The organism is Variovorax sp. YR266, assembly GCF_900107295.1.
Lineage (GTDB): Bacteria > Pseudomonadota > Gammaproteobacteria > Burkholderiales > Burkholderiaceae_C > Variovorax.
The window spans coordinates 56,843-68,169 of sequence record NZ_FNPM01000023.1 but is presented as its reverse complement, the minus strand read 5'-3'; the positions used below and the strand labels follow the sequence as shown (position 1 = coordinate 68,169).

The 11,327-nt window shown below is 64.7% G+C and carries 9 protein-coding genes and 5 tRNA genes; 4 read left to right on the top strand and 10 right to left on the bottom strand.

The window, feature by feature from the left end; translation table 11 throughout:
• From BLW48_RS33480 to BLW48_RS33445, 8 genes are all read right to left on the bottom strand, one after another.
• Positions 1–131, bottom strand: a 131-nt coding sequence (locus BLW48_RS33480) for a type VI secretion system tube protein Hcp (RefSeq protein ID WP_143042660.1), incomplete at its 3' end; no start/stop codon positions are given.
• 580 nt (positions 132–711) lie between these two features.
• Positions 712–1,428, bottom strand: a complete 717-nt coding sequence (locus BLW48_RS33475) for an SIR2 family NAD-dependent protein deacylase (RefSeq protein WP_093179974.1) — start codon at positions 1,426–1,428, stop codon at positions 712–714.
• A 38-nt stretch (positions 1,429–1,466) separates the two neighbouring features.
• A tRNA-Asp gene (locus tag BLW48_RS33470) sits at positions 1,467–1,542 on the bottom strand.
• Between the two features lie 17 nt (positions 1,543–1,559).
• Positions 1,560–1,635 (bottom strand) — tRNA-Gln (locus BLW48_RS33465).
• Between the two features lie 8 nt (positions 1,636–1,643).
• Positions 1,644–1,719, bottom strand: a tRNA-Trp gene (locus BLW48_RS33460).
• Positions 1,720–1,745: 26 nt separating this feature from the next.
• Positions 1,746–1,823, bottom strand: a tRNA-Pro gene (locus tag BLW48_RS33455).
• An 8-nt stretch (positions 1,824–1,831) separates the two neighbouring features.
• Positions 1,832–1,908: transfer RNA gene (locus BLW48_RS33450), tRNA-Leu, on the bottom strand.
• 206 nt (positions 1,909–2,114) lie between these two features.
• Positions 2,115–2,324, bottom strand: a complete 210-nt coding sequence (locus tag BLW48_RS33445) for a hypothetical protein (protein WP_093179973.1) — start codon at positions 2,322–2,324, stop codon at positions 2,115–2,117.
• Between the two features lie 134 nt (positions 2,325–2,458).
• Here BLW48_RS33445 and BLW48_RS33440 point away from each other — a divergent pair, with 134 nt between their 5' ends.
• Positions 2,459–3,412 carry a phosphate acetyltransferase gene (locus tag BLW48_RS33440; RefSeq protein WP_093179972.1) on the top strand — a complete coding sequence of 318 codons (954 nt, stop codon included), beginning with the start codon at positions 2,459–2,461 and terminating at the stop codon, positions 3,410–3,412.
• Positions 3,413–3,422: 10 nt separating this feature from the next.
• On the opposite strand, the gene BLW48_RS33435 is transcribed toward BLW48_RS33440, so the two are convergent.
• Positions 3,423–7,031, bottom strand: a complete 3,609-nt coding sequence (locus tag BLW48_RS33435) for an indolepyruvate ferredoxin oxidoreductase family protein (protein ID WP_093179970.1) — start codon at positions 7,029–7,031, stop codon at positions 3,423–3,425.
• 92 nt (positions 7,032–7,123) lie between these two features.
• Here BLW48_RS33435 and BLW48_RS33430 point away from each other — a divergent pair, with 92 nt between their 5' ends.
• Genes BLW48_RS33430 through BLW48_RS33420 form a run of 3 tightly spaced genes read left to right on the top strand, consistent with a single transcriptional unit; the run spans position 7,124 to position 10,105 of the window.
• Positions 7,124–7,654, top strand: coding sequence for an Lrp/AsnC family transcriptional regulator (locus BLW48_RS33430; RefSeq protein WP_093059524.1), 531 nt, complete (start codon positions 7,124–7,126; stop codon positions 7,652–7,654).
• 53 nt (positions 7,655–7,707) lie between these two features.
• Positions 7,708–9,150 (top strand): DUF2314 domain-containing protein, encoded by a 1,443-nt coding sequence (locus BLW48_RS33425; protein WP_143047862.1) that lies wholly within the window; start codon positions 7,708–7,710, stop codon positions 9,148–9,150.
• A 25-nt stretch (positions 9,151–9,175) separates the two neighbouring features.
• Positions 9,176–10,105, top strand: a complete 930-nt coding sequence (locus BLW48_RS33420) for an SMP-30/gluconolactonase/LRE family protein (RefSeq protein ID WP_093179967.1) — start codon at positions 9,176–9,178, stop codon at positions 10,103–10,105.
• On the opposite strand, the gene BLW48_RS33415 is transcribed toward BLW48_RS33420, so the two are convergent.
• A complete protein-coding gene (locus tag BLW48_RS33415) occupies positions 10,102–11,307 on the bottom strand; it encodes a CaiB/BaiF CoA transferase family protein (protein ID WP_093179966.1) in 1,206 nt (401 codons plus the stop codon). The genes BLW48_RS33420 and BLW48_RS33415 overlap by 4 nt on opposite strands.
• Between the last annotated feature and the right edge of the window lie 20 nt (positions 11,308–11,327).

Below are 11,327 nucleotides of genomic sequence, written 5' to 3'. Positions count from 1 at the left end.
CCGCCGCTGACCATGTTTCCAGGCTGCGTTGCTCCCCACGCAAACGACTTGATGTCCGTCCACTCCTTGTGGTTCGAGTCCTTCGATTCGCCGTTTGCGCCTTCAACGCGCATGAACATGTCTACTGCCATGAGATCAACTCCCTCAGAAATTGCGTGCCCATCGAGGACACCGTGGAACCAGCCGCCCTCCACTTGCAGGAGGACGGCAGCGAATCGCAACCGGATGGCGCCAGCGCTGGTGACACAGCGGGGGTCGCCCCATCTTTCAGGCGCAACGCTTTCGCATTACATCGCGCCTTCGAATCCATTCGTGCCCACTTTCCATTCGATCAAATCGAAACAAGTACGCAACGGAAGGCCCGATTTTTAACAAACTTTTCCTGCTTTATCGATCTGTTGCACGGATCTTTTTTGTCTATTTCTTCAGAAAACGTCCGAAACAAAACAATAAGTTTTAAACCGCCTCATCTCTCGAAGATGCAATGAGCCAAAGGGTCTGCGAGGTGTTGGCGGTCCGCGCTACATCGGGTTCGCAAGGCACGTACCTTAAGCGAGGCACCTGCGCACGACCAGTGCCAAACGGCATGCGGAGAAAGAACTACAGACACTGCCTGCACGATGCGCTGATCGATTCGAACAAGAAAGATCAATAAAAAAGCCCGTCATCGACACGATGACGGGCTTGGGTTGGAGCAGCGCTACCGAGCAATCACGTGCCGGCTCTCGCCTCGTGGAGCCACCTTGCCACCAAGGCCGGCACCACGTCGGTGGCCTTGCCTTGCAGGAAGGTGAATCCGTACGGCACGTCTTCCATGTCGAGCGCAACCAGCACTTTCTGCGCAGAGCGATCCGCGTACCGCACAAGCGATGCGGCGGGGTTGACAGTGAGCGACGTACCCACCACCAGCACGCGCGCCGCGGTGGCCACATGCAGCTCAGCTTCGTCGAAGTGCTGCACTGCTTCGCCGAACCACACGATGTCAGGCCGCAGTTGCGTGCCGTCCTCGCACAACTGGCCCATGGCAATGGGTTCGCCGTCGATGCGGTAGCGCCTGGGTTCAGGCTCCGACGTGCCGCGCGCATACGCGAGTTGCCCGTGCACGTGCAGCACGTTGCTTGAACCCGCACGCTCGTGCAGTGCATCGACGTTCTGCGTGACGATCACGACTTCATACGCCGACTCGAGCGACGCAATGGCAAGGTGCGCGACGTTCGGCTGCGCCTGCCACGCCTTCGCTCGCCGCTCGTTGTAAAAGGCCAGCACCGCCTCGGGGTGCTTTCGCCAGCCTTCAGGGCTTGCGAGCTCCTGCCACGAGTAGGTGTTCCACAGGCCCTTGGCATCGCGGAACGTGGGCAGGCCGCTTTCGGCACTCACACCGGAGCCAGAGAGTACGACGATCTTTTTCGGTTGGACTTCGGGTTTCATGCTTCGCTGCTCCTTTGGCGTTTGCGTTCGATCGAGTATGGCGTTCCGCAGGGGAGTCGAACCCCTGGCTTCCTCCTGGACAGGGAGGCACTCTGGCCACTGAGTTAGCGGAACGAAAGAGAAAGAAGAGCTGGCAGACCCTCAAGGATTCGAACCTTGGATGCCGGGATCAAAACCCGGTGCCTTGGACCACTAGGCGAAGGGCCGGTAAGGGATGGCGCGCGCGGAAGGAGTCGAACCTTCAACCGTTGGGTTTGGAGTCCAGTGCTCTGCCAGTTGAGCTACACACGCGTGGAAAAAAAGACAAAGAAAAGAGATGGTCTGAGTGGCAGGATTTGAACCTGCAGCCTCCTGCGTCCAAGGCAGGCCGTCTACCAGATTGACACTACACCCAGAGAAAAGTTGGTGCCCCAGGGGAGACTCGAACTCCCAGAATTCCGCTTCTAAGGCGGACACGTCTACCAATTGCGTCACCAGGGCTGAATGAAAAATTTGTGAGGCGACGATCCGTTCCAGTGGCCGGTCTCGCCTCGGTGCTTGCGAATTTTTAAAGAGCGTTCAAGAGGCCGAAGCCCGGTGTCATGCAGCACGATCGCTGCTTGAGAAATGAGTGAGAAGAAAAACAAAGAGGCCCGGAACCTTGCGGTGTCCGGGCCTCTTTTCGAGAGAGCTTGGGAGGTCTGCGCCTATGCGCTTCCTCCACCCGGTTGCACCTGATCCTCGTAATCGCACGACCACAGATTGGTCTGCGGCTTCTGCATGGAATACGGGGACTGATCGAGCTGCTGCAACGACGGCAGCAGACCAAAGCTGAGGCCGGCATGCGATGCGACGCGCACGAACACATTGCCCGATGCGGGGCAAGTGCTGTAGATGCGGATCTGTGCGGCTTTCACGATGTGTGTCCTGTTGGCGTTGACTGGGTTTGGACTGTAAATAGTCTTTACACAATCGTCAACTGCCTCGATCAACTTTTTTTCAAGTACCGTTGCGGCAACACACTCCCTCCCCTTCACCTCCAGGAGCCCGCATGGCGTCTTCGACCCTCGCAGCCCATCCGCACTACGACCGCCTGATCGCAGCCGCGCGCAACCTGCCTCCGTTGCGCGTTGCAGTGGTCCACCCCGCCAACGCTGTGTCGCTCGAAGCAGCACTCTCCTCTGCGGCACTGGGCCTCATCGCTCCTACGCTGGTCGGCCCGCGCACAAAGATCGAAGCCGCGGCGCACGAGATAGGCGCCGACATCTCCGGCATCGCCATCGTCGACGCACCGCACAGCCATGCCGCAGCCGATGCCGCCGTCGCGATGGCACTGCGCGGCGAGGTCGACGCATTGATGAAGGGCAGCCTTCACACCGACGAACTGATGGGCGCAGTCGTGCGCCGCGAAGGCGGCCTGCGCACCTCGCGCCGCATCAGTCATTGCTTTGTGATGGACATACCCGGGCACGCGCAGCCACTGATCATTTCGGACGCGGCCATCAACATCGCGCCCACGCTCGAAGAGAAGGTCGACATCGTGCAGAACGCCATCGATCTCGCGCATGCGCTGCAGATGCCGGCGGTGCGCGTTGCCGTGCTCTCGGCAACTGAAACCGTCAACCCGAAAGTGCCGTCAACGCTCGATGCCGCAGTGCTGTGCAAGATGGCCGACCGCGGCCAGATCACCGGCGCGGTGCTCGACGGCCCGCTCGCGATGGACAACGCCATCGACGCCGAGGCCGCGCGTATCAAGGGCATCACCTCGCCGGTAGCGGGCCGCGCCAATGTGCTCATCGTGCCCGACCTGGACGCGGGCAACATGCTCGCCAAGAGCCTCACTTTTCTCGGTGGCGCCTATGCAGCAGGCATCGTGCTGGGCACCAAGGTGCCGGTGATCCTCACGAGCCGCGCCGATTCCGAACCCGCACGACTCGCCTCTTGCGCCGTCGCGTCCATGCTGGCGAAGGCGGGGCGCGACAAGCTCATCAAGGCGGTCGGCTGAGCAGCCAGGGTCAGCGCGCACCGGCCACGATCGCAATCCCCCGGATCTGCCCCGCCTCCACAGCACGCTCCGGCTTCGGATAGCGCGCCGGTGCAAACCGGTGCAGCAACTCAGCCTCCCGCAGCTTCGCGGCTTCGAGGTTCGCGAGCTTGACGTGGCCGAAGCCGCGAATCGACAGCGGCAACGCAGCAATGCGCGCGGCCGTTGCCTGATTGCCGGCCGACAGCTCGCCAGCCACGGCTTCGAGCAGGCCATCGAAATGCGCGATCAACTCACGCTCTGCGCGCCGCTCGCCAGTGCGCCCGAACGGATCGAAAGCCGTGCCGCGCAGCCGCTTGCCAAGCGCCAGCCATCGCATCGCAGACAGCATCCAGCCGCCGATGCGGATCTTGGCGGGTGCCTGCCCGTGTGCCGCACGAGAAACCAGCGGCGGCGCCATGTGGAATTCGAGCTTCAACTCGCCTTCGAACTGCTCCTTCAGCTTCTGCATGAACGCGCCATCGGTGTACAGGCGCGCCACCTCGTACTCGTCCTTGTAGCTCATGAGCTTGAGCAGGCTGCGCGCCGCATTGCGCGTGAAAGGCAGGCTCGCATCGCCGCCCGGCAGTGCCTCCTCGCGCGCCTGCAGGCCGCGGATGCGCGTCTCGAAGCGAGCCGCCCATGCGGCGTTCTGGTAGCCGGTCAGATGCCGGCGTGCATCGGCGAGCAACACATCGAACGGGCGCTCATCGGTCGTTGATGCATGCGCATCGACAGGCGCAGCGCGCAACTGATCCAACGCCGCAGGGTCACCCGCAGCAAGCCGCCCCAGCGAGAACGCCGACTGGTTGGCCGCCACCGCCACGCCGTTCAGCTCGATCGCATGCATCAGCGCCTCCAGGCTCAGCGGCACCAGTCCGCGCTGCCATGCGTAGCCGGTTGCGACGATGTTCGCCGCCAGCGTGTCGCCCAGGAACTCTTCAGCCAGGCTTTGCGCGTCGAAAGTCTCGACCTGCTCTTCGCCGGCAACGAAGCGCATCTTCTCCAGCAGCAGATCCACATGCAGATCCGCATCCGGATTGCGCAACGACTCGGCCACCGGAATCTCATGGATGTTCGCCAGCACGCGCGTGCGTCCGTGCCGCACGGTCTGCAGCGCATCGGCCGACGCACCCACGACCACGTCGCAGGCCAGGATCGCATCGGCCTGTTGCGTGTCGATGCGCACCTGGTGCAGCCGCTCGCGCGAATCGGCCAGCCGCACGAAGCTCAGCACCGAGCCGCCCTTCTGCGCGAAGCCCATGAAGTCGAGCACGCTCGCGGCCTTGGCTTCCAGGTGCGCCGCCATGGCGATCACCGCGCCGACCGTCACCACGCCAGTGCCGCCCACACCGGTCACGAGCAGGTCGTAGGGGCCGGTCCACACATGCTCCGCCGGATGCGGCAATGCGGCCACCCGATGCAGGAAGGCATCGCGCCCGGCCGCCAGCGCGCCGCTCTTGCGGCGCAGTTTGCCGCCCGTCACGCCCACGAAGCTGGGGCAGAAGCCCTTGGCGCAGGAGTAGTCCTTGTTGCAGCTGGTCTGGTCGATCTTGCGCTTGCGGCCCATCGGCGTTTCGTGCGGCAGCACGGCCACGCAGTTGCTTTGCACGGTGCAGTCGCCGCAGCCTTCGCACACAGCCTCGTTGATGAACAGGCGCTTGGGCGGGTCGGCCAGTTCGCCCTTCTTGCGGCGGCGGCGCTTCTCGGCCGCGCAGGTCTGTTCGTAGATGAGCACCGTCACGCCAGGCATCTCGCGCAGGCGACGCTGCACGTCGTCGAGCGCGGCGCGATCGTGGAACTCGGTGCCTTTCGGAAAGCGGTCCTTGATGTCGTCGTACTTGCTGATTTCGTCACTGACGACGACGACCTTGCGCACCCCTTCCGATTCGACCTGCCGCGCGATGGCATCCACGCTGATGACGCCATCGACCGGCTGCCCGCCAGTCATCGCCACCGCGTCGTTGAAGAGGATCTTGTAGGTGAGCGTTGCCTTGGCCGCCACGGCCTGCCGGATCGCGAGGTAGCCCGAGTGGTAGTACGTGCCATCGCCCAGGTTCTGGAACACGTGCGGCGTCTTGGTGAACATCGCGTGCGAGATCCAGTCGACGCCCTCCCCGCCCATCTGGATCAGCCCTGCCGTGCTGCGGTCCATCCAGTTGGCCATGAAGTGGCAGCCGATGCCGGCACGCGCCGTCGAACCCTCCGGTACCTTGGTGCTGGTGTTGTGCGGGCAGCCCGCGCAGAAATACGGCACGCGCTTGACCGCATCGCTTGCGTTGCCGAGCAGCTCGGGCGGCGTGAAGTCGCGCACGTGCTGCAGGTGGTCGCCCAGGTCGTGGTTGTCGGGAAAGTGCACGGCCAGCCAGTGCGCAACCAGCTCGATGAGCCGCGATGGGCGCAGCTCGCCGAGCGCCGACACCAGCGGCTGGCCGTCTCGATCGTGCTTGCCCACGAGCACAGGCCGCGCATCCGCTGGCGCGTTGTAGAAGATGTCACGCAGCTGCGTTTCGACTACTGCGCCCTTCTCCTCGACGATGAGGATCTCTTCCAGCCCCTGCGCAAAAGCCTTGATGCGTGTCTGCTCGACCGGAAAGCTCAGGCCTATCTTGTAGAGCCGCACACCGGCGCGGGCCAGTTGCTCCGGTGAGAGTTCGAGCCGGCGCAGCACTTCCATCAGGTCGTGATGCGCCTTGCCGCAGGTGACGATGCCCACCTTCGCGTGCGGGCTCACGATCACATCTCGATCGATGCTGTTGCGCTTGGTGAAAGCAGCCACCGCCGCGAGCTTGTCTTCGAGCCGCGATTCGATGCGTAGCGACGGCAGGTCGGGCCAGCGGTAGTGCAGGCCGTCAGGCGGCGCGTGGTGGCCGGTGGCGGCGCTCACGGTATCGGCGTCTTCCCAGGCCTCGACGCGCTCGTTGATCACGTCCAGGTCCACCGTGCCGGCGCTCTCGACCACTTCAGACAGCGCCGCCATGCCGACCCAGGCACCCGAGTAGCGCGACAGCTCGTAGCCGTACAGGCCGAACTCCAGGTACTCGGCCACGCACGAGGGCTGCATCACCGGCATGCGCCATGCCATGAAGGCGTGGTCGCTCTGGTGCGGCATCGACGACGACACGCAGCCGTGGTCGTCGCCCGCCACCACCAGCACGCCGCCGTGCGGCGACGAGCCATACGCATTGCCGTGCTTGAGCGCATCGCCCGCGCGGTCCACGCCCGGCCCTTTGCCGTACCACATGGCGAACACGCCTTCGACGGTGCGCTCCGAATCAGACTCGACGCGCTGCGTGCCCAGCACCTGCGTGGCCGCCAGCTCTTCGTTGACGGCCGGCACAAAGCGGATGCCCGTTTCCTTGAAGCGCTCGCCGGCCTTCCAGATGGCCTGGTCGACCATGCCCAGCGGCGAGCCGCGGTAGCCGCTGACGAAGCCCTGCGTGTGCAGGCCGCGTTGCGCGTCGCGCCGGCCCTGCATCACCAGGACGCGGATCAGCGCCTGCGTGCCGGTGATGAAGACCGAGCCCGAAGGGGCCCAGAGGTTGTCGGAGAGCTGGTAGCCGGGCCGTCTGAGTGCGGCTGTGTCGTGTGGGGCGTTCATGCCCGGAATTGTTCTGCGACACACCAGGGAAGTGCTTCTTCAATACACTGGCGCAGACCCTTGTTTGAAGAATAATCTTCTCGGAATTTGCCATGAACGTCGATTCTCTTTCCCTTGACGAGCATTGCCTCAAGATCCTTTCTGCACTGCAGCACGATGGCCGCCAGACGGTGCAGCAGATTTCAGACACCATCGGCCTGTCGCCCACGCCCTGCTGGAAGCGCATAAAAGACATGGAAACAGCCGGCGTCATCCGCGGCTACACGGCACTGGTCGACCCCGAACTGGTGGGCCTGCACGTGTCTGCCGTGGCCGAGGTGAACCTCGACCGCCACAGCGAGGCGATGGTGCAGCGCTTCGAAGAGGCCGTGGCCGCGAGCCCGCAGATCATTCGCTGCGTGTCGGCCACCGGGCCCGCGGACTACATCCTGAACGTGACCGTGCCGGACATGAAGCACTACGAGCGCTTCCTGCACGAGGTGCTGTTCAGCCTGCCAGGCGTGACGCACGTGCGTTCGAGCATCGTGCTGCGCGAGATCAAGTCGGAAACGGCGCTGCCGCTCGACCACCTGCTGCCCGGCACGCCGGGCAAGCCTCGCGCGACGGGGGGCCGGCGAAGCTGAGGCCGGGCCGTGTGGAGAATGCCGGCATCCGCAGCAACGAAGACGTCCTGACCATGCCCTCACCAAAGACGACCGCCTTCTTCCCCCGCCTCGCGCTCGCCGCGCTGGTTCTTTCTTCTGCCGGTACCGTCGCCTTCGCGGCCACGCCGACCGCGGCACCAGCGACTGCGCAAAGCGCAGCCAAGGCCGTACCAGGCGCCCCGGTGCCCGCCGGCTCGCCGCAGCAGACTGGCCCCGTCCACTTCCAGTTCGCCATCTACTACGCCAAGGCCCCGGCTACCGACCCGATGGCCGCGTTGCGCAGCCGGCTCGCCAAGCTCGGCGGCAGCCCGAAGCTGCTGAAGGCGGCACCCACGCCAGCGACGGCCACCGAGCCCGTGGTCTTCGCGAACTGGAACACCACCACTGTGCTCAAGGAGTACCGCGCGCCGAGCATGGAGATGCTGCAGCGCTTCGGCCGCGGCATCTCGCGCGAGCAGGCCGAAGCCCTGCAGACCGCGGACAAGGCACTCATCATCGATTTCGCGCACCCGGCGCAGCAGTCTTCGGCCGCCATGCAGAAAGCCTTGCAGCTCACACTGCAGGTCGCGCGCGACACCAACGGCCTGCTATGGGACGAAGAAACACGCGAGGTCTTTTCGCCCGACGAATGGCAGAAGCGGCGCATCGACACCTGGGCCGGCGGCGTGCCCGACATGTCGCAGCACACGACCATTCATGCCTACCGCAGCGGCGACCTCGTGCGGGCCATCACGCTCGGCATGTCGAAGTTCGGGTTGCCCGACGTGGTGGTGAGCGATTTCTCGTGGTCGAGCAACCGCCCGATGGGCAATCTCGTCAACATGTTCTCGCAGGCAATGGTCGAAGGCGCCACGCTGGCGCAGCCCGGCCAGTACGACCTGGACCTGCGCGCACTCAAGCACGCTGCCGCGCGCGACCCGCAGCTCACGCACCTGAAGCCCAATGCCGCAGCGGTGGCAAAGCTCTCGCTGGTCAACGGCACATGGGAAAGCGGCGATCCGCAGAACCGGCTGTACGAGATCCGCTTCAATCGCTACAAGGGCCCCGACCGCTATGCGCAGCAGACCGCAATGCTGGTCTCGGTCTTCGGTGCTGACGAAGACAGCGTCACGCGGCTCAAGCACAACGACGAACTGCTCGCCGCCAGCAAGGCGGCCAACGCGCAGTTGCCCAAGCTGCGCGACGCCTTCGCCAAGGGCCTGCAGCCCGGCGAATACATCCTCGTGAAGGCACCGTTCACCACGCGCAGCGGCAGCAACGAATGGATGTGGGTCGAAGTCGCGCGCTGGAACGGCGACGTCATCGAAGGCCTGCTGAAGAACGAACCGGTCGAGGTACCCAACCTGCACGCGGGCCAGATGGTGAAGGTTTCGCAAGCCAAGGTCTTCGACTACATGCGCCGCTACGCGGACGGTCGAGAGGAAGGCAACGAGACCTCCAAGATCATCGCGCGCATGCAGAATCCGAAAAAGTAAGAGGATCGATCACCGAGGCCCTCCAATGCACATTCGCGAACTCGCCACCCGCCTGCAGTTTCCCGAAGGCCCGATCGCCATGGACGATGGCTCGGTGCTGCTGGTCGAGATCGCGCGTGGCACGCTCACCCGCGTACGTGCTGACGGACTGGTGCAAGTGGTTGCCGACCTCGGCGGCGGGCCGAACGGCGCGGCCATCGGGCCCGATGGTGCGGTCTATGTCTGCAACAACGGTGGCTTCAAGTGGCACACAGAAGCCGACGGCTGCTTGCGGCCGGTCGGCCAGGCCGAAGACTATTCGGGCGGCCGCATCGAACGCGTGAACCTCGCCACCGGCCGCGCCGAGCGCCTGTACGAAACAGTCGAAGGCGGCGCGCTGTGCGGCCCCAACGACATCGTGTTCGACGCACAAGGCGGCTTCTACTTCACCGACCTGGGCAAGGTGCGCGAGCGCGACATGGACCGCGGTGGCCTCTTCTACGGCCATGCCGACGGCAGCGCCGCAAGCACCATCGCCCGGCCGGTGATGACGCCCAACGGCATCGCCCTTTCGCCGGACGGCAACACGCTCTACTACGCCGAGACCGAGGGCGCCCGCGTCTGGGCCTTCGACATCACCGCGCCGGGCCGCGTTCGCAAGGACGGCTGGCCCTCGCCGCATGGCGGCCGCATGCTCTGTGCCTCGCCGGGCGGGCACTACCAGCGCTTCGATTCGATGGCGGTCGACGCACTTGGCAACCTTTGCGTGGCGACGCTGCTGCACGGCGGCATCAGCATCGTGTCGCCCGATGGCAGCACCGTCGAGCATGTGCCGCTGCCCGACCGCTACACCACCAACATCTGCTTCGGCGGGCGCGACCGGCGCACGGCCTACGTCACGCTCTCGGGCAGCGGGAGGCTGATTGCCATCGATGACTGGCCGACGCCCGGGCTCACGTTGAACTTCGAAGCCTAAGCAAAGGGAATGGCCGTGTTCGGCGCGGGCACGACGCCGTCGTCAAACAGTTGCTCGATCTCAAGCGCGGTGAATCCGAGCGATTCCAGGACGCAGACGGCGTCTGAATTGAAAGGCCGAGGACTCGCGCCCGGCGAGCCTGGCGTGCCGTGCAACCGGACAGGAAGACCGATTCCCTTGTAGTCATCGCGAGCGACCACCATCTCGCGATGCTTTGCGTGAGGCTGGGCAAAGGCCTCCGACACCGAATGCACAGGCGCCGCGGGCACCCCCGCCGCCATCAACGCATCGCACAGCGTCTTGCGCGCGCGGTGGCAGATGGCGTGTTCGATCTCGACCCGAAGGGCATCCCGATGCTGCAGACGCCCAGCGTTGTCGGCGAAGCGTTCGTCCACCGCAAGGTCAGGTCGTTCGACCACGCCGCAGAAGCGCTCGAACTGGCCACGGTTCATGATCCCGAGAAATATCTCGCCGTCGCCGCACGTGAAGCGGTCGTAGGGCGCAATGTTGGGATGGGCGCTGCCGAGCAGACCCGGCTCCTGATGCGATTGAAAGTAGTTGGCCGCATGCGGGACCAGCAGGCTCAGCGCCGCATCGAACAGCGTAGCCTCCACGTGCTGCCCTTGGCCCGAGACGTTGCGGCCTTGCAGCGCAAGCAGGATGCCCGACAGCGCGGTGTAGGCGGTGAGGTGGTCGACGATGGGCACGCCGATCCGTGTCGGGCCACTCGCCTGTTCGCCATTGACGCTCATGAGTCCGCACAGCGCCTGCAGCACCGCGTCATAGCCGGGCAGCCCACCCAGCGGGCCGTCTGCGCCAAAGCCGCTGATGCTGCAGTGGATGAGACGCGGGAAGCGCTCCTTGATCCACCCTTCGTAAGAAATTCCCCATTTTTCCAGCGTACCGGGCAGAAAGTTCTCGATCAGGACGTCGGCCTCCTCGAGCAACCGTTCGAGGATCCGCCGTCCCGGCGGCTTCGAAAGATCGATGCTGATGCACTGCTTGCCCCGGTTTATCGCGCTGAAGTAGGACGCGTCACCGTGCCGGTCGAAGGGCGGCCCTAGCGTGCGGGTGTCGTCACCACCGGGCGGCTCCACCTTGATCACATGCGCGCCGTGATCCGCGAGCATTTGCGAGCACATCGGCCCCGCCAGCACGCGCGACAGATCCACTACCCGAATGCCGCTGAGCGCACCACGCATCGTTTGTCTTCCTTGTTGGC

Coding starts and splice junctions, on each gene's coding strand:
- BLW48_RS33475 (WP_093179974.1), bottom strand. CDS start 1,428: ATGAAACCCGAAGTCCAACCGAAAAAGATCGTCGTACTCTCTGGCTCC.
- BLW48_RS33440 (WP_093179972.1), top strand. CDS start 2,459: ATGGCGTCTTCGACCCTCGCAGCCCATCCGCACTACGACCGCCTGATC.
- BLW48_RS33435 (WP_093179970.1), bottom strand. CDS start 7,031: ATGAACGCCCCACACGACACAGCCGCACTCAGACGGCCCGGCTACCAG.
- BLW48_RS33430 (WP_093059524.1), top strand. CDS start 7,124: ATGAACGTCGATTCTCTTTCCCTTGACGAGCATTGCCTCAAGATCCTT.
- BLW48_RS33425 (WP_143047862.1), top strand. CDS start 7,708: ATGCCCTCACCAAAGACGACCGCCTTCTTCCCCCGCCTCGCGCTCGCC.
- BLW48_RS33420 (WP_093179967.1), top strand. CDS start 9,176: ATGCACATTCGCGAACTCGCCACCCGCCTGCAGTTTCCCGAAGGCCCG.
- BLW48_RS33415 (WP_093179966.1), bottom strand. CDS start 11,307: ATGCGTGGTGCGCTCAGCGGCATTCGGGTAGTGGATCTGTCGCGCGTG.